Genomic DNA, 18972 nt, shown 5'->3' with positions numbered 1-18972 from the left:
GCTAGGGTGCAATTTTGGCGAATTCGTGAAATGCGGGCGGCTTTGACGGGGCAGAAATACAACCAGAAGTGGCGTCATAGATATGCCTTATTACGTTGGCAAAACCGGAACAACGTTAATCTTCCTTGCGAATGACCCTGATTCGTGAGGGCAGTAGGAAAAGAGTTTCAGTGTGGCAGACGCAGCGATCATGAGAACACCAGACTCGGGCGGAATGATGCGGCGTGTCATGCGGTCGTCGGCCTTTACAATCGTCGGATTCGGTACGCAACAAATCTTGCGCTTTGGCTCGAACCTGATCCTGGCACGGCTGCTGTTCCCTGAGGCGTTCGGCACGATGGCGCTGGTCACGGTGCTGTTGATCGGCCTGACGATGCTGTCGGATCTGGGCATTCAGCCCGCCATTCAAAGCAGCAAACGCGGCGATGATCCGGCGTTCCTGAACACCGCCTGGACCCTGAACATCATCCGCGCGATTGGCTTGTTTGTCATGGCCTGTGCGCTGGCCTGGCCGATGGCATGGTTCTATGACGAGCCGCAGCTGTTCCACCTGATCCCGGTCGCCGCGCTCAGCATCCTGTTCCTGGCGATCGAGCCGACGCGCGCCGAAACCGCCTCGCGGCATATGGCGCTGGGCCGGGTCACGTTGATGGAGATGTCAGCGCAGGTGTTCAGCGTGATCGCGATGCTGACGCTGGCCTGGTTGACCGGGTCGATCTGGGCGCTGGTGGCGGGCAATCTGGTTGGCGCCTTGGCGCGGGCGCTGCTGGCCTGGGTCATGCTGCCCGGCATTTCGAATCGGCTGCATCTGGACCGTGACTGTGCGGGCGAATTGGTGCGCTATGGCCGCTGGATCTTTTTCAGCACGGTCGCCGGTTTCGTGGTGCTGCAAAGCGACAAACTGATTCTTGGCCATTATCTGACGATGGAGCAGCTTGGCCTGTATAACATCGGCTTTTTCCTGGCGGGCTTTCCGTTGATGCTGGGGCAATTGCTGGTGCAGCGCCTGATGATCCCGATTTATCGCGCCAGCCCACCGAAGGAATCCGCCGAGAATTTCGCCCGCTTGCGGCGCATCCGCTTCATGCTGTCGGCGTTCCTGATTGCGGGCGTTGCCCCCTTGGCCTTGGGCGGGATTTTCATTGTCGATCTGCTGTATGATGCGCGTTACGCGGCATCCGGCGCGGTGACGACAATCGTCAGCATGGCGCTGCTGCCACAAATGCTGGGCCTGACTTATGACCAAGTGGCGCTCGCCTCGGGCGATTCACGCGGGTTCTTTGCCTTGAATGCATCACGCGCGGCGATTCTGGTGACGCTGCTGGTTATGCTGGTGCCCGCATTGGGGATTCCCGGTGCGCCAATTGCAATGGCCTCGACAGCGCTGCTCAGCTATCCATTGCAACTGCGCCTGGCGCGCAAACACGGTGCCTGGGATCCGCTGCATGATGCGGTCATGGCCTCTGTCGCGGCCGGGTTGCTGGTTTTGGTGCTGTGGTTGCATGGCGAGGCTTTGGTGCAGATTTTCGCGCGGTAACGGGCAGACACCCCGGACAAGGGGCAATTTTCACTGTTCTGCCCTATTTGTGACAGGCTTTTCCGCGATCACTGTCTAGATATGTAGGGTAGGCCACCAGAACGGCGGCCAGAGGTGAGTTATGGTAAACACGCGCATTCTCGAGCAACGCCTGGGCTGGCGCAGCAGCGATCCGGATAAAATGCCGGAGCCGCCGACTCGCCCGATCGGCCATGCGCCGATGCTGCAAGGGCGCGTGCAACAGGCCGAGCGCACCGCTCCATCGCGGGGGCCGCGTGGCCTTGCGGTTGCCGATGCCTGGGACCGTTTGCCAACCACCGATCTGACCGCCGAGGCGTTGATTGCGCGCTCTGGTCTGGTGCCGGCGATTGATCGCGGCGCGGTTGCCGGGGCAGCGTTTGATCAATTTCGCACACAATTGATGCGCGTGCTGAAAAGCAATGACTGGCGGCGCATCGGCATTACCTCACCCAAACGCGGCGCAGGGCGCAGCTTTTTTGCCGCCGGATTGGCCGCCAGTGTCGCGCGGCTTGAAAACCTGCGGGTGTTGCTGATTGATGCCGACCTTCAGGCCCCCGGCCTTGCCGAGATTTTCGATACTGCAGCACCCGGCCCGCTTGAGGCAGTCTTGACGGGTCAGACCGACCCGGAAACCCATTTGTTGCGCATCGGCAATGGCTTGGCGGTGGCGATGAATGACACCGTGATCCCCTATGGCGCCGAATTGCTGCTGGCGCCCGATGCGATCCTGGCCCTGCGCGCCATGTATGACCTGCTGGCGCCCGATGTGGTGGTGTTCGACATGCCGCCGCTGCTGAATGACACTGTGTCGCAGGCCTTGTTGCCACAACTTGACGCGGTGCTGCTGATCTCGGACGGCAAAGCGAACACCGGCGCCGAAATCATCGAATGCGAGCGTCTGTTGGAGGGGCAAGTCCCGGTGATCGGCATCGCCCTGAACAAATCCGAAGACCGCGACACGCGCCCTGCGTCGCGTCGGCGTTTCTAAGGGGGCGCGCGGATGGGACCGATACAAAACCTGCACGAGTTGCTCAGCTGGCTGGGCCGACGGTGGCAAGTGATTGCGCTGATCACGGCAATGGGGGTCGTGGCGGGCCTGATCATGGCCATGCAGACCGAGCGCGTTTATTCCGCAAGCGCCGTCATCCAGGTGATCAACCCGGTGATTGCTGTCGGCGACGAAGGCGGGTCCGCGACAACCCCCGATGTGACCCGGCGCGCGCAGATCATCGAACAACGGCTGATGTCGCGTGAGGCGCTGCTGGATCTGGCCGACCGGTTTGATCTGTTCGAGGGCGTCCCGCTGAGCACGGTCGAGCAAGTCGGCCTGATGCGCGAATCGATGAGCATTTCTGCCATTGCCGCCGCGCAGCAGGGCTTTACCCGCGATGGCTCGTTGTCGGCGTTGATCGTCTCGGCCTCCAACAGCGACCCGGTCAAAGCCGCCGCCATCGCCAACTTTCTGGCGGATTCTCTGATCCGGGAAAGCGAAAGCGACCGACAGAACGAAGCACAGCAGACGGTTGATTTCTTCCGCGCCGCCGAAGAGCGGCTGGAAACCGAGATTGCCGCACTCGAGATCGAGATCGCGACGTATAGCAGCGAAAACGAAGGATATTTGCCCGCCGCCATCGCCATTCGCCGCGCCGAGCAAGGCCGAATGGCCGACAGCCTGCTGGCTCTGGAGCAGGAGGTTTCTATTCGGCGCAATGAATTGGCCGGGCAGGACACCGGGTCAACGCGCGCGGTTACCCAGCGGCGCGTCGCGCAGCTGACGGATGAAATCGCCCAGCTCACCCATCAATCCGACGTCCTTTCAACCCGGATGGCAGAGATCCAAGCCGTGCTGGAGGCCGCACCCGTCGTGGAACAACAGCTTATCGCGATGAACCGGCGAATGGAGCAATTTCAGGCGCAACTGACCTCGGCCGCGGATCGTCGTCGCGAGGCGGAACTGGGCGCGCGTATCGAGGTGGACCAACAGGCCGAACGCTTTGAACTGCTGGAGCGCGCCTTGGTGCCCGACTATCCCATCTCGCGCAGCCGCAAGAAAGTGGCGCTGATGGGGGTGATCGGCGGGTTGATGTTGGGTCTCATGCTTGCTTATGCGATGGAATGGCTGAAACCGGTGATGCGTACCGCGCAGCGTGTCGAACGCGATCTGCAATTGCGCCCGGTGATGAGCATCCCCTACGCGATGCCCGCCGTTGAGCGCCGTCGCCGCAAGATGATCTGGGCGGCAGGTCTGGTTGTTCTGATAGCCGGCATTGCAACCGTCGCGAAACTGCTCGGCATTTTCTAACCCTTTCACCCGGTCGCGTCTTGCGGCATAGAAGCGGGGAGAGGGCAGCGCGTTATGCAACAAGATATTCCCGCATGGGTCGATGGCCACTTGCAGCCGATGGACAAGCTGGAGGTGCATCAGCAAGGGCTGCGGCATCCGGCGGTTTCCATCTTTGTCGTGGCCGGTGGACGGCTGTTGATTCAACGTCGTGCCTTGGGCAAATATCACACACCCGGCCTCTGGGCGAATACCTGTTGCACGCACCCTTTGTGGGGCGAAAACCCCGAAGCCTGTGCGCGGCGGCGGCTGTCCGAGGAATTGGGCATCTCGGGCGTGAAATTGCAGCCGCGCGGGCAAGTGGAATATCGCGCCGAGGTCGGCGGCGGCATGATCGAACATGAGGTGGTGGATCTGTTTCTTGCCGAGTGCGCGATACCGCCCGAGGTGACGCCAAACCCCGACGAGGTGATGGACACGGCCTGGATCGACGCCGCGACCTTGCAGATCGCTCTGGCCGAGCGCCCTGGTGAGTTTACACCGTGGTTACAAATTTATCTGCGCGAGCACGCGGATCAGGTGTTGCCCGGTTTTTGAGTATTTTTGGCAAGATGATGTCTAGAGGTCCGCGATAACCAGCAGTTCCGCCGTGACGCAGACGCCGTTGGCACCCGGTTCCAGCCAGCCTTTGTGCAGGGTTCCGTTGAGCGTGACGATTTCAACCTCGATCTCGGCCGTGCCCTTGGTCAAGCGACCCTCGGTCAGCAGGATTTCAGTGGCGTGGCTGTCGATTTGCGGCTGGCCTTGAAGCTGCGGACAGGTGAGGGAGCCGAGGCCATAGAGACGGCCGTTGCGAATGCCTGCCTCGGACGCGGCGGTGGCGATGGCTGTGGTCATGTCTTGATTGGGGCGCAGGGTTATCAGGGCGGCGCCGGTTTTGGTGCCGGTGGTGACCGGCTGGAACAGCGGGAAGTTGGTTTCTGGGTCATGAGCGACATCGAGCCTTGCGCCTTTTAGCCCCCAGCCTTTTGCGCGGATCGGTTTCGACAGGCGGCTTTCCAGCGGCAGGATATGGCCCATGGCTGGCCCTAGCCAATCGCGGGCGGAGAAGGTGCCGTGGCCGTGCAGCCATGCTGCGCCGTCCTTGCGGCCAGCATGCAGCCCGAGGTGGTCGATGCGCCCTGCCCCCATCCGATACGGCCCGGCATACCACGCGGCGTGCGTGCCGGTTGTATCCTCGCCGGGGATCACGAAATCGAGGTTGGCGAGGTCTGCATTTTCGATCACCAGCCAGCCACCGTCAAAGCCCGCCAAGCCCAGCGCCACCGATTGCGCGAGGGTTTCCGCGACCGGCAGGATGATGTCGATGGGCATTGCTGCACAGGTCGCTACGGCCCAGCGCTTGCTGGGCGCAGGGCCGGGGTGGGTGATGGGCGTGATCATTCGGGCGGTAATTGATCGCGCGCCGCCAGTTCCGCACGGATCAGGTTCTTGGTGATCTTGCCGTAAGCCGATTTCGGCATGTCCTCCCAGAAAATCACATGCCGGGGCAGTTTGTAGCGCGCCACTTTGTCGGCCAGCCACGCCAGCAGATCGGCGGCCTCGATTGGGGTGTTGGCAACGCAGACCGCCACGCCGACCTCGCCCCATTTGCGGTTGGGCACACCCAGCACGGCAACCTCGGAAATCGCCGGGTGCAGAAGGATTTTCTCCTCAATCTCACGCGGGTAGATGTTGGAGCCGCCGGAGATATACATGTCCGAGGCGCGGCCGGTCAGGTAGACGAAGCCGTTTTCATCCATGTGGCCAAGGTCGCCGGTGCGGAACCAGCCGTTGCGGAACGATTTTTCATTGGCATCGGCATTGTTGAAATAGCCCGCGAACACCGCGGGGCCGGTGACGCAGATTTCGCCGGTTTCCAAGGGGGCGCATTCGATACCCTCAGGGCTCTGGATCTGCACATGCATGCCGGTGCGGGCAAAGCCGCAGGTGCCCAGCCGCATGTCATCGCCGGTCGTGTGATGCGTGGGCGGCAGGATGGTGATGTTGCCGGTCACCTCGCCCAGCCCGAAATATTGCACCAGCTTTGGCCCGAGTTTGTCCAGCGCGGTGATCTGATCGGCGCGGTACATCGGCGCGCCGGCGTAGATGACATAGCGCAGACTGGAGTGGTCGTGCTGGTCCACCGCAGGGTGCTCGGTCAGCAGTTTGACGATGGTGGGCACGGTGAACATGTTGGTGACGCGATGTTTTTCGACCAGCGACCAGACCTCGGCCGGGTCGAAGCCGGGGCTGGCCGGCAAGATCGAGGGCACACCATGCGCGACTTGAGTCAGTTGGTGGATGCCCGCGCCGTGGCTGAGAGGGGCGACGACCAGCGAGGCGTCGTTGCTGCCCCAATCGGGGCCGGTGCCGGGCATCAGGTCGCACAGGTGGTTGGTGACGACAAAGCCCATCTGGCCGTGGGTCAGAACGGCGGCCTTGGGGCGGCCGGTGGTGCCGGAGGTGAAGAAGAACCAGCAGGGATCGTCGCGCTCGACATCGGCGGCGGGGCGACGGTCGCCGAGATACTCGCCAACCAGCTTGTCATAATCCGGCGCGAACTCGCTTTTGCCGATCGAGATGGTGAACTCGAGGTATTTGGCGCAGGCTGCGGCGTGGTCGGGGAATTCCGCGCCGACCAGCAGCCCGGTTGCCTGACTGGATTTCGCGAGGAAGGCCACCTCCTCGGGCGTCTGGCGGAAGTTGGCGGGGACCCAGACGCATCCCGCGCGCCAGCAGCCGAACATGGCCTCGAACATCTGGTTGTTGTTGGCTGATTGCACGAGGATGCGGTCGCCTTTTTCGACGTGGTATTTGTCCAGCAACACCTCGGCAAAGGCGGCGGCGCGGGCCTCCATCTGCGCCCAGGTCCAGTGCTGGTCGCCCCAGATGAAACCGGGGGCGTCAGGGTGGCGGCGGGCGATGTCGGTCAGGAAATGCGAAAGGTTCATCACCCGGGTCGAGACGGGGGTGAGCCCCTGCGACAGGTCCACTCTCATTTTACGCGCTCCAGGATCGAGCAATAATTGGCGACAGCCGCCCCGCCCATGTTGAACACGCCGCCAAGGCGCGCATCTTTGACCTGCATGTCGCCCGCCTCGCCGGCGATCTGCATGGCGGCCATGACGTGTTGCGAGACGCCGGTTGCGCCAATCGGGTGGCCCTTGGATTTCAGCCCGCCCGAGGGGTTTACCGGCAGCTTGCCTTGCATCGTGGTCACGCCGTCGCGGATCACGCGGTGGCCCTGACCCTTTTCGGCCAGCCCCATCGCCTCGTATTCCAGCATCTCGGCGACGGTGAAGCAGTCATGCGTTTCGACAAAGCTGAGATCATCCAGCGTCAGCCCTGCGTTTTTCAGCGCCCCGGCCCAAGCCATGCGTGCGCCGGTGAAATTGAGCACATCGCGGCGCGAGAGAGGCAGAAAGTCGTTCCTCTGCACGCGGGCGCGGAAGGCAATCGCGCGGTTCAGCGTCGCGGCGGTTTCGGCATCGGCGAGGATCAGAATTGCCGCGCCATCGGAGACCAACGAGCAATCGGTGCGACGCAGGGGGCCAGCGACATGGGGGTTCTTCTCGGACGGAGTGTTGCAGAAGTCGAAGCCGAAATCCTTGCGCATATGGGCGTAGGGGTTGTTCATGCCGTTGGCGTGGTTCTTGGCGGCAATCATCGCCAGCGCGTCGGACTGGTCGCCGTATTTCTGAAAGTAGCCGCCGGCGATCTGGCCGAACAGACCGGCGAAACCGGCGGGCACATCGGCTTCCTCGGCGACATAGGAGGCACCCAGCAGGATATCGCCAACCTGCGCCGTGGGTGTCGCGGTCATCTTTTCCGCGCCGACGACAAGCGCAATCTTGCCGCGCCCGGATTCGATGAAATCCATCGCGCCGTACAAGGCCGCAGACCCGGTGGCGCAGGCATTCTCGAAGCGGATCGCCGGGGTGTGGCGCAGGCGTTCATCGGCAAGCGCGACGAGGGCTGCTTGAAAGTCCTGCCGCGAGAAGCCGTTGTTGAACACGCCGACAAAGATGCCGTCGACGTCCTCGGCACTGACGCCCGCGTGCTCCAGCGCCGGGGCGAGGATTTCGGCGATCAGGTGTTCGGTGTCGGAGTGCTCGGATTTGCCGAATTTCGAGTGGCTCCAACCGACGATTTGCGCGCTGGGCATGGGGATTCCTCCTGTGGCTTGGCAGGAATGCAACACATTGCGCAGCGCTTGCCCAGAGGGGCCGTGCGATTTCTGTGGGTGCTGGACACGAAAGGGCGCTCTGCTCTATTTCTGTGCCGACGGGGTTCATATGAAAAAAGCGGCACCAGCACCGACAATCGACGCCGTGGCGATCGGCAGGAACGAAGGCGCGCGCCTGATCGCCTGTCTCGAGTCGCTCAACGGTGCGGTGCGGCGCGTGATCTATGTCGATTCAGGGTCGAGCGACGGCAGCGTCGAGGCGGCGCGCGCAGCGGGGGCGACGGTTGTTTCGCTGGATCTGTCGGTGCCGTTCACCGCCGCGCGGGCGCGCAACGCGGGTCTGGCGGCGCTGTCGCGGGACCCGCCGACCTATGTGCAGTTCATCGACGGCGATTGCACCCTGCGGGATGGGTGGATGGCGCGCGCGACGCAGTTCCTGCATGACAATCTGCGCGCCGCGGTGGTCTGCGGGCGGCGGCGTGAGCGCCACCCCGAAGCCAGTGTCTATAACACCTTGATTGACGCCGAATGGAATACGCCACTGGGCGCGGCCAAATCCTGCGGCGGGGATGCCTTGATGCGCTATCAAGCGATTGCCGCGGTCAGGGGATTCCGCGAGGATCTGATTGCCGGCGAAGAGCCGGAGCTGTGCTTGCGGTTGCGGGCGCGGGGCTGGACGATCTGGCGTATTGATGCCGAAATGACCTGGCACGACGCCGAGATCACCCGGTTCGGCCAATGGTGGAAACGCACCGAACGCGCGGGCCATGCCTTTGCCGAGGGGGCGGCGCGATTTTCCACGCCGCAAGACCCGCATTGGGACCGCGAGGTGCAGCGCATCTGGATCTGGGGTCTGGGGATTCCGATTGTCGCGCTGGTGGGGTCACTATTTCACCCGGCGGCGCTGGCCCTGATGCTGCTTTATCCGGTGCAGGTGATGCGTCTGAGCGGCCGCATGGGCTGGCAGGCGGCGCTGTTCAACACCTTGGGGAAATTCCCCGAGGCCGTGGGCGCGATCCGGTTCTATTCAAGGCAGTTGGGCAAGGGCGAAAAACGGTTGATCGAGTATAAATAGCCGATCAACGTTGTTTGAGCGCGCGCATCGCCTCACCCGGCAGAATCGCCGCACATTCGGCATAGCGTTTGACCAAGCGGCGCGGATTCGACAGCATACGCCACGCCCATTCCATCTGGATCTTGCGCACCCAATAGGGCGCGCGGGTTTGCCGACCCGCCAGAAAATCAAGCCCCGCACCAATCGAGGCGAAGCCCATATGCGGCACCAGATCACGCCCGAAGGCTGCGAAAATCTCTTGTTTCGGGGCACCCAGCGCGATGAAGGTCAACCCGGCGCCGGAATCCGAGAGGTGTTCGAGGATGCGCACGGCATCAGGGCCTTTGGGGTCAAACCCCATTGGCGGCGCGATACAGGCGGCAATCTCGAGCCCCTGAACCTGCGCTTTGAGCGACTCGGCGGCGGCGGCCAGTGCGTCATCCGTCGAGCCCATCAAGGCAATCGGCACACCGTTGCGCGCGGCCTGATGGGCCAGTGGCAACACCATGTCGGAACCGGGCACCAAGGATACAGGCTTGTTCGCCAGCTTTGACAGCCAGACGATCGGGTTGCCATCGGCGCACACCAGATCCTGCGCGGCGTAAACGTCGCGAAAGAACGGGTCGCGCGCCAGTTTCACGAGGTGATCGAGGTTGATGGTCGCCAAGGCAAACCCCTGCCGCTCGCGCATGCGGGCGCGGACCTCGGCCAAAAGCACCGCTGCGTTCGGCATGTTCACCGTGATCTGATGGGGAGGAAAGGAAAACTCCATGAAAACCTCATACTCTGAACGCAATTGCCCGCGATGATCGCTGTGTCGATACAGACACTATCTGAAAAATACGTTATTAGTGGGGCCAAAGTCGAACAAATACCCCGCCAGAGGGACATCGACCACAAGGCAAGGGCAAGGACGCAATGACGGCACGAAACGCACGCCCGTTCGGTGCAATGGCATGATTCAGGTTGGCAATATCTTTGCGCTGCTCGCGTTGCTGAGCTGGCCGCTGGTGGCTGCCATCCTGTTCAAGAAGCTACCGCTGGAGCGCGCGCTGATCTGGTCAATCTTGGGCGCGTATATGGTCCTGCCGCAAATCAGCGCGATTGATTTGCCGATTGTGCCTGCGCTGAACAAAGAGACGATTCCCAACCTGACCGCCTTCGCCATTTGCCTCGGCGTCTGGGGAAAGTTTCCGGACCTGTTTCCCAAGGGCCTGCTGGGCAAGGCGCTGCTGGTGATGTTCATCGTCAGCCCGGCGATCACGGTCCTGACCAATCTGGAAACGATCCGGTTTGGCATCGACCGGTTCGGCACCCTGACACTGGTAGACCCCAACGCGCTGGAATTATGGGGGCTGCCCGGCCTGCGCATTTACGATTCCGTCTCGGCCTTGGCGCAACAGGTGTTCCTGATGCTGCCGTTTTTCCTGGCGCGGGTCGTGCTGCGTTCGGAGGAGGCGATCCGCGAGGTGCTGTTTGCGCTGATCATTGCCGGCGCGCTCTATGCGCTGCCGATGCTGTGGGAGGTCCGCTTCAGCCCGCAATTGCATACGCGCATTTACGGCTTCTTTCAGCATGACTTCGCCCAGGCAATGCGCAACGGCGGGTTCCGGCCTTTTGTCTTCATGCCGCACGGGTTGTGGGTCGCGTTTTTCGCCTTCATGTGCGCGATGGCCGCCGCCGCCTTTCTGCGCGATGCCACGCGCCACGAAAGCGGCAAGCGGATGCTGATCCTTGGCGGCATGTTCGGGCTGGTGGTGATCTGTAAATCCATGGGCGCGCTGTTCTTTACGCTGGTTTTCGTGCCCGTCGTCTTGCTGCTGAAGCCGCGGATGCATCTGGCAATGGCGGCGGTGATGGCCGCACTGGTGCTGACCTATCCGATGCTGCGCGGCTCTGGCTTGATACCAACCACGCAACTGGTGGAAAACATCGAGTCCTTTAACCCTGAGCGCGCGCAATCGCTGGACTATCGGTTCACCAACGAGGACCGCATTCTGGACCATGTTTCGGAAAAGCCACTGTTTGGTTGGGGCGGCTGGGGGCGGTTCATGGTCTATGACCCGGCGACTGGCGAATCGCAGTCGATTGTCGATGGACAATGGGTCATCACCCTGGGGCACTATGGCTGGCTTGGGTTTATCGGCATGTTCGGACTGATGGCGTTGCCGATCTTCGGGCTGTGGTGGCACGCGCGCAAACCCGAGGCGCCGCCGATCCCGGTTGCGGTCTCGACGCTGACCTTGATTCTGGCGGTGAATATGGTCGATATGCTGCCCAATGCCACGCTGATCCCGTTCACATGGTTGATGGCCGGCTCGCTGCTGGGCTATGCCGAAGCGCTGGGCGCAACAACGCGCGCCGCACGGCTGGCTCGGTTGCAGCACTCTCATTCGGGCGTTGCTTTGGGGCATATGCAAACACCCGAGCGCCGTGAGTCACCACAAAAACCGCAGCGCCGCACGGTTCTTTGAGCACCGCCACCTTTGTGCCAGATTTGTGCGTAATTCTTGCCTCAAAACGATGATTGTTTCCCGTAAGTGTTCTTGAAGTACAGGTCCGTCATGTCCGTCGAAGCCGAAACCCAAACCGCAGAAACCGATATCGCCATTGTTGGCATGTCGGCGCATCTTCCTGGCGCCGATTCCATCGAGGCCTATTGGCACAATCTGCGGAACGGGTTACGGGCCATTCGCCGCCTGACTGACGACGAACTGATCGCAGCGGGCGAAGACCCTGCGTTGATGCGCGACCCAAAATATGTGCCCTTTGCCGCGCCGCTGGACGGCTTTGCCGATTTCGACGCCGAGTTCTTTGGTTTTTCGCCCAAGGAAGCCGCGATCCTGGACCCGCAGCACCGCCAATTCCTGGAGGTGGCGTGGGAGGCGATGGAAAACGCGGGCACGGTGCCGGAACGGTTCGACGGCAATATCGGCGTTTATGCAGGCTGCGGCATGGGCAGCTACTTCTATTTCAACCTGTGCTCGAACCGCGATCTGGTGCGCGATGTGGGCATGTTCCTGCTGCGCCACACCGGCAACGACAAGGATTTCCTCTCGACCCGCGTCTCGCATATCTTCGACCTGCGCGGCCCGTCGGTGAACGTGCAAACCGCTTGCTCCACGTCTTTGGTCGCGGTGCATTACGCAACGCAGGCGCTGTTGTCGGGCGAATGCGACATGGCGTTGGCCGGGGGCGTGACGGTCGAGTTGCCGCAGGGGCGCGGGTATCTCTACAAGGAAAACGAGGTTCTCAGCCCGGACGGGGAGTGCCATGCCTTCGACCATCGCGCGCAGGGCACTGTGTTCGGCTCGGGCGCGGGTTGCGTGGCGTTGAAACGGCTGGACGATGCGCTGCGCGACGGCGACCACATCTGGGCGGTGATCAAAGGCAGTGCGATCAACAACGATGGCGCGCAAAAGGCCGGCTATCTGGCCCCATCCGTCGAGGGTCAGGCACGCTGCATCGCCGAGGCGCATGCCGTCGCCGACACCCCGGCCGAGACGATTGACTACGTCGAATGCCACGGCACCGGCACCTATCTGGGCGACCCGATCGAGGTGGCGGCGATGACCGAGGCGTTTCGCGAAACCACCGACGCGACGGGGTTTTGCCGTATCGGCTCGGTGAAAACCAACATCGGGCATCTGGATTCGGCGGCGGGCGTGGCCTCGCTGATCAAGGTTGCGCTGTCGCTGCATCACAAGGAAATCCCGGCCTCGCTGGGGTTCGAGGTGCCGAATCCGACGATAGATTTCGAGACCTCGCCGTTTGCCGTGAACGCGGTTCTGACGCCATGGGCGCGGCGCGGCCACCCAAGGCGCTCGGCGGTCAATTCGCTGGGCGTCGGCGGCACCAATGCGCATGCGATCTTGCAGGAAGCGCCAGAGCGCCCGGCGTCCGAGGAAAGCGACTGGCCGTTCCAGATGCTCACGCTGTCGGCGCGCAACAAGACCGCTCTGGATGCGCAGGCCCGCAACATGGCCACCCATCTGCGCGCGAGGCCGGATCAAGACTTGGCCGACGTGGCCTGGACCCTACATAACGGCCGCCGCGCCTTTGACAAGCGCCGCGTCGTTGTGGCCGAAACGCATGAGGAGGCCGCCGCATTGTTGGAGGCCGACAACCCCTTGCGGGTGTTCAACCATACCGCGCTGGAATGTCCCGATGTGGTGTTCCTGTTCCCCGGCGGCGGCGCGCAATACGCGGGCATGGCGCGCGATCTCTATGAAACCGAGCCGGTGTTTGCCGAATGGATGGATCGCGGGTTGGAGATCTTGCAGCCGCGTCTGGACTACGATCTGCGCGCGCTTTGGCTGCCCGAGCCCGGCGCCGAGGATGCCGCGAATGAGACGCTGAAAAAGCCCTCGGTGCAGTTGCCGCTGATCATGATCACCGAATACGCGCTGGCGCAGATGTTCAGGGCCTGGGGCATTCAGCCCAGCGCGCTGGTCGGGCATTCGATGGGTGAAAATACGGCGGCCTGTCTGGCCGGGGTTCTGAGCTTTGAGGATTGCATCGGCCTCGTGCATCTGCGCGGTACGTTGTTCGATACGGTGCCTGCGGGCGGGATGCTGTCGGTGCCGATGTCGGTTGAGGCGTTGCGGCCATACCTGGGCGATCTGGACCTTGCCAGCGTGAATGCGCAAGAGCTGACGGTGATCTCGGGCTCGGATGCCGGACTGGATGATCTGGCAGCGCGGCTGTTGGCGGATGGCGTGGAAACCCAGCGCATCGCCATCAACATTGCCGCGCATTCGCGTATGTTAGAGCCTATTCTGGGCCGATTCCGCGCCTATCTGGCGTCGATCCCTCTTCATGCGCCGAACCTGCCGATAATCTCGAATACCACAGGCGTGCCGCTGACTGCTGAACAAGCCACCAGCCCTGACTACTGGACTCAGCACCTGCGCGGCACGGTGATGTTTGCCGATTGTGTCTCTAACCTTGCTGAAAAGCCCAATCGCATCTGGTTGGAGGTGGGGCCGGGCAAGGGGCTTTCGTCGTTGACGCGGATGCACGGCGCGGTTCCGCCGCAGCAGGTTTTGGCGGCTCTGCGCCACCCGGATGAGGAAATCTCGGATGACCTCTATCACATGGGGCTCTTGGGGCGGATCTGGGCGTTGGGCGGTACATTCGACTGGTCGCAAATCTGGGGAGAAGCGCGGCGCAACACGGTGCCGCTGCCGACCTATGCTTTTGACCGGCGCGAATACTTCATCGCTCCGGCGACGGCCACGGCAGAAACCGTCAGCGCGATCCCTGCGCGGATCGAAGACGTCGCCGACATGGGCACGCGCCTGTCGTGGGTGCCGCGCTCGGCGGATATCGCGTTTGATATCGACAGCGAATTGGACGTTGTTTCCCGTGAAACATGGCTGATCTTCACCGATCAAGACGGCATTGCCGCGCCTGTCATTGCACGGATGCGAGCCGCCGGGCAAAAGGTGATCGAGGTTCAGGCGGGCGACACGTTCCGCCGCCGCACAGACAGCGTTTACAGCCTGCCGACCGAACGTGGGCGCGAGGGGTATGATCATTTGATCCAGGACCTCGTGCATCGTGGCACTGTGCCCACCCGGATCGCGCATTTCTGGCTGGCAAGCGGTGAAGAGCGGTTCCGCCCGGGCTCGAACGCGTTTCAGGCGCATCTGGAACAGGGGTTCTATTCGCTGATGTTCCTCGGCCAGGCGATTGCTGCCGAGGGGCTGACTGGCCCGATACATATGACCGTGGTCACCGCCGGGGCAGCCAAGGTCAAAGATGAAGCGCTGATCTGGCCGGAAAAGGCGATGATCGCCGGGCCGGCGCGGGTCATGCCGCATGAAATGCCGGGTGTCACGGTGTCAACACTGGATATTGACGGGCGCACCCGCAAACGGGGCGGGAACCCTGATCTGGCGTCCGCGCTGCTGGAAGAGTTGTTTGCCGAACCTGCAAATACTGTGGCTGCCATTCGTGGCGGCAAGCGGTATGAACAGCGTCTGCGCCCGCAACCGCTGACCGAAACCCCGAACCTGCCGCAAGGCGCGGCTTGGGTGATTACCGGAGGTTTTGGCGGTATCGGACAAACCGTGGCCGAGGCGCTGATCACCGCCTCTGGCGCAAGGATTGCCCTGATTGCCCGCACCGCTCTGCCCGATCGCAGTGCCTGGGCAAGCCTGCGCGACAATCCCGCCGACCCTATCGCACGCCGTATTCTGGCGGTTGAACGGCTGGAATCGCTGGGCGCCGAGGTGATGGTCACCGCCGCGGACGTGTGCAACATCGACGAGATGCGCGGTGCCCTAGACGCGATTCAGGCAAGGTTCGGCACGATTCACGGGGTTGTCCATGCCGCGGGCGCGATTGACGACGCGCCGATGTTGGCGAAAACCGTGGGCAGCGTGGAAAGCGTGTTTGCCCCCAAGGTTCACGGGTTGCGAGTGCTCGATGCCTTGCTGCCGGATGGTGCGGTGGCGCAGATCGTGGTGTTTTCCTCTACCTCGACGTTGACCGCTCCGGCCGGGCAGGTCGATTATGTCGCGGCAAACGAATATCTGAACGCTTGGGCGCGCGCGCGTCACGGCAAGACAAAGGTACTGTCGCTGAACTGGGGCATTTGGGCCGAGGTTGGCATGGCTGCCGAGGCGATGGCGGCGCGCCTGGGCCTTGGCCCGGTGCTGCCCGACACGCCAACGGCGGTGCCGCTGCTGGAAACCTCGGGCTTTGATGCCGGGATGAATCGGCAGTTCAAGGCGACTTATTCACCCGAGATGTGGCTGCTCGATGAGCACCGCACCAAGGACGGCAAAGCGCTGGTTCCGGGCACCGGGATGCTGGAAATCGCGGTGCAATCCCTGCATGGGCAAGGCGAGGTGGAACCGTTCAAGATCGCCGATCTGACGTTTTTCCGCGCCTTGGAGGTCGATCAACCGCGAGAAATTCGCGTCACGCTGGCCCGTACCGACGCGGGCTATGAGTTTGAACTGCGCTCGGCCGTGACGCTGCACGGTCGCAAGGGCTTTGCGCTGAACGCGCAGGCGCGCGTCGAGATGAGCGCCATGACCCACCCCGCACCGCTGGACGTGGCCGCCATTTCCGCCCGGTGCCAAGACAATATTGCCGAGGATGCGGGCGGAATGCCAACCAGCCAAGAGGCGCATCTGGCCTTCGGTCCGCGCTGGCGGGTTTTGAACCGGCGTGCGTTCGGCGCGCACGAGGGGCTTGCGCATCTGTCGCTGCCCGCCTCTTTTCATGCCGATCTGGATGAGGGTTATGTCTTGCACCCGGCCCTGACCGACATCGCAACCGGCTGGGCGATGGAGCTGATCCCCGGCTATCAAGGCCGCGCGCTTTGGGTGCCCCTGTCTTACGGGCGCGTGCGTGTGTATCGCGCCCTGCCCGCCGAAATCGTCAGCCATCTGCGGATCAACCCAACCGAATCCGGTTTCGCCAGTTTCGACATCACTTTGGCCACACCTCAGGGCGACGTCTGCGCCGAAATCTCGCGCTTCACGATCAAGCGGATGGACGACGGCTTTGGCGCCCCTGCCCCGCTGCTGCCATCCGAGGTCGCGTTCGCGCAATCGGGCGACGAAAGCCATGCGCTGAACCCCAGCGAAGAGCGTTTGGCGCGCAATCTGGCGATGGGGATCACCCCTGCCGAGGGTGCCGCAGCGTTCCTGCGCGCGCTGGCGGTGGATCAGCGTCAGGTGGTGATTTCGTCTCTAACCATGCCGGAATTGATTGCCGAAGCCGCGCAACCGATTGGGCGCGACAGTGAGGAAGGCCAGAAATTCGAGCGCCCCGATCTGGACAGCGACTATGTCGAGCCGCGCAACGACATCGAGCGGATGCTGGTTGCGATGTGGGAGGAATTGCTGGGCGTTCAGGGTGTCGGCGTCGGCGACAGTTTCTTTGACCTCGGCGGGCATTCGCTGATTGCCGTGCGCCTGTTCGCGCGGGTCAAGAAAACCTGGGCCGTCGATTTCCCCATTTCCGTGCTGTTCGAGGCCCCGACCGTGGAAAAGATCGCCGCGCGGGTTGCCGAGATCGCGGGGATCACGGAAACCGGCAACGCCCCGGCCCCGGCCAAACCCACGCGGCGCTATGAATTCCTGGTGCCGATGCACGAGGGTGAAGGTGGCCCGAAAACGCCATTCTTCTTGGTCGCGGGCATGTTCGGCAACGTGCTGAACCTGCGCCACCTTGCGCAACTGCTGGGCAAGGATCGTCCATTCTATGGTTTGCAGGCGCGCGGGCTGTTGGGTGATGCGGTGCCACACGCGCGGCTCGATGACGCGGCGCGCGATTATCTGACCGAGGTGCGGCAAATTCAGCCGCAAGGGCCTTATCTGCTGGGCGGCTTCTCGGGCGGTGGCCTGACCGCGCTGGAAATGGCCAAGCAGTTGCGCGCGGCGGGCGAGGAGGTTTCGCTGCTGACCTTGCTGGACACGCCGCTGCCGTTGCGTCCAGAATTGAGCCGCGCTGACAAGGCGATGATCAAGCTGCACGAGTTCCGCCGCAAAGGGCCGGGCTATGTGGTCGAGTGGTTGCAAGCGCGGCGCGATTGGAAAGACGAGCTGGCGCGACTGGCAGACGAAGCCAATGGCGAATGCAGCAGCGGGTTCCAGAACCGGGCCATCGAGAGCGCATTTCGCGAGTCACTGCCGTATGTGATGCTTGAACGCTATGACGCGCCGGTCGCCCTGTTCCGTCCGCCGCTGGATAAACACTGGAAAGTGACCGGCGGGCATTGGGTGAGCCGTGCCAAGGAATATGTTTTCGACGATAATGAGTGGTCGCCCTGGATGCCGCACCTGACGGTGCATGAGGTTCCGGGTGATCACGATTCCATGGTGCTGGAGCCCAATGTGCGGGTTATGGCCGCGAAACTGAAAACCCTGATTTCGGAGGCCGACGCATGAGCACGGTCAACTGTATCATCCTGAACTGGCGCACCGCCGAGATGACCCTGCGCGCCGCGCAATTCGCACGCACCGCGATGGAAGGGATCGAGGGTGCCATCACGATTGTCGACAATGACAGCCAGGATGGTTCGTTCGAGACGATCTCCGAGGCGGCACAGAGTTGGCCACGGGTGCGGGTGCTGCAAGCCGGGCGCAACGGCGGCTATGGTGCGGGCAACAATGTCGGCATTCGCGCCGGGTTGCCAGATGGCTCGAAGCCCGATTTCGTCTATATCCTGAATTCCGATGCGTTCCCGGCCCCGGATGCCATTCGCGCATTGGTCAATCATCTTGAGGCCCATCCGGAAACCGCCTTTGCCGGAAGCTACATTCACGGCGAGGACGGCGCGCCACATTCGACCGCGTTCCGCTTTCCATCAATTGCCAGCGAATTCGAGGGCGCGGCGAAAACCGGGCCGATTTCGAAACTGTTGAAAAACGCGATTGTCGCGCCGGATCTGCCGACCGAAACCGCGCGCGTGGAGTGGCTTGCCGGGGCCAGCGTGTTGATGCGGCAATCGGTGCTGGATCAGATCGGCCTGTTTGACGAGACGTTCTTTTTGTATTTCGAGGAAACCGACCTGTTCCGCCGCGCCGCTCGGGCGGGCTGGCACGCGGATTTCGTGGTCGAGAGCCGCGTGATGCACCTGGGCTCGGTCAGCACCGGCATGAAAGAATGGCAGCGCGTCCCGAGCTACTGGTTTGCCTCGCGGCGCTACTATTTCGAGAAGAACCACGGTCGGATTTACGCCTGTGGCGCGACGCTGGCGCATATCGCGGGCCTGGGTGTTTACGGGGTGCGGGTGTTGCTGCAACGCAAGAAACCCCACACGCCGCCACATTTTCTCCGCGATCTCGTGCGACACAGTGTGGGAACGCGTCTGTCGCAGGAGAGTTGAG

At 62.6% G+C, this 18972-nt stretch carries 12 protein-coding genes; 8 read left to right on the top strand and 4 right to left on the bottom strand.

Annotation, left to right across the window (positions count from 1 at the left end; genetic code table 11):
• Positions 1-190: 190 nt before the first annotated feature.
• The 4 genes from VDQ28_RS06595 (at position 191) to idi (ending at position 4436) form a co-directional block, all read left to right on the top strand.
• Positions 191-1537 carry an oligosaccharide flippase family protein gene (locus VDQ28_RS06595; protein WP_323035175.1) on the top strand — a complete coding sequence of 449 codons (1347 nt, stop codon included), beginning with the start codon at positions 191-193 and terminating at the stop codon, positions 1535-1537.
• A gap of 121 nt (positions 1538-1658) precedes the next feature.
• Positions 1659-2546 carry a CpsD/CapB family tyrosine-protein kinase gene (locus VDQ28_RS06590; protein ID WP_323035174.1) on the top strand — a complete coding sequence of 296 codons (888 nt, stop codon included), beginning with the start codon at positions 1659-1661 and terminating at the stop codon, positions 2544-2546.
• Between the two features lie 12 nt (positions 2547-2558).
• Entirely contained in the window at positions 2559-3860 is a 1302-nt protein-coding gene (locus VDQ28_RS06585) for a GumC family protein (RefSeq protein ID WP_323035173.1), read from the top strand.
• A 54-nt stretch (positions 3861-3914) separates the two neighbouring features.
• Positions 3915-4436 (top strand): isopentenyl-diphosphate Delta-isomerase, encoded by a 522-nt coding sequence (idi, locus tag VDQ28_RS06580; protein ID WP_323035172.1) that lies wholly within the window; start codon positions 3915-3917, stop codon positions 4434-4436.
• 21 nt (positions 4437-4457) lie between these two features.
• Here the strand turns inward: idi and VDQ28_RS06575 are convergent, their stop codons facing one another.
• From VDQ28_RS06575 to VDQ28_RS06565, 3 genes are read right to left on the bottom strand one after another with little or no spacing between them, the layout of a single operon-like run.
• Positions 4458-5282, bottom strand: coding sequence for a hypothetical protein (locus VDQ28_RS06575; RefSeq protein ID WP_323035171.1), 825 nt, complete (start codon positions 5280-5282; stop codon positions 4458-4460).
• Positions 5279-6880, bottom strand: a complete 1602-nt coding sequence (locus tag VDQ28_RS06570) for an acyl-CoA synthetase (protein WP_323035170.1) — start codon at positions 6878-6880, stop codon at positions 5279-5281. Before VDQ28_RS06570 ends, VDQ28_RS06575 begins: the two co-directional genes overlap by 4 nt.
• On the bottom strand, positions 6877-8046 hold the full coding sequence (locus VDQ28_RS06565) for an acetyl-CoA acetyltransferase (protein ID WP_323035169.1): 1170 nt from the start codon (positions 8044-8046) through the stop codon (positions 6877-6879). Before VDQ28_RS06565 ends, VDQ28_RS06570 begins: the two co-directional genes overlap by 4 nt.
• A gap of 130 nt (positions 8047-8176) precedes the next feature.
• Here VDQ28_RS06565 and VDQ28_RS06560 point away from each other — a divergent pair, with 130 nt between their 5' ends.
• Complete coding sequence (locus VDQ28_RS06560; protein ID WP_323035168.1) at positions 8177-9142, top strand: glycosyltransferase; 966 nt, start codon at positions 8177-8179, stop codon at positions 9140-9142.
• 4 nt (positions 9143-9146) lie between these two features.
• Here the strand turns inward: VDQ28_RS06560 and VDQ28_RS06555 are convergent, their stop codons facing one another.
• Complete coding sequence (locus VDQ28_RS06555; protein WP_323035167.1) at positions 9147-9893, bottom strand: WecB/TagA/CpsF family glycosyltransferase; 747 nt, start codon at positions 9891-9893, stop codon at positions 9147-9149.
• A gap of 184 nt (positions 9894-10077) precedes the next feature.
• Here VDQ28_RS06555 and VDQ28_RS06550 point away from each other — a divergent pair, with 184 nt between their 5' ends.
• From VDQ28_RS06550 to VDQ28_RS06540, 3 genes are all read left to right on the top strand, one after another.
• Positions 10078-11595 (top strand): hypothetical protein, encoded by a 1518-nt coding sequence (locus VDQ28_RS06550; protein WP_323035166.1) that lies wholly within the window; start codon positions 10078-10080, stop codon positions 11593-11595.
• Positions 11596-11685: 90 nt separating this feature from the next.
• The gene (locus tag VDQ28_RS06545) at positions 11686-18030 is read left to right on the top strand and encodes a type I polyketide synthase (protein ID WP_323035165.1); all 6345 of its coding nucleotides are present in this window, start codon (positions 11686-11688) and stop codon (positions 18028-18030) included.
• Positions 18027-18971 (top strand): glycosyltransferase family 2 protein, encoded by a 945-nt coding sequence (locus tag VDQ28_RS06540; protein ID WP_323035164.1) that lies wholly within the window; start codon positions 18027-18029, stop codon positions 18969-18971. Before VDQ28_RS06545 ends, VDQ28_RS06540 begins: the two co-directional genes overlap by 4 nt.
• The last annotated feature ends 1 nt before the right edge of the window (position 18972 follow it).

The organism is Pararhodobacter sp., from assembly GCF_034676545.1.
GTDB lineage: Bacteria > Pseudomonadota > Alphaproteobacteria > Rhodobacterales > Rhodobacteraceae > Pararhodobacter.
The sequence above is the reverse complement of the archived record's forward strand: the minus strand, read 5'-3'. Positions and strand labels throughout refer to the sequence as shown.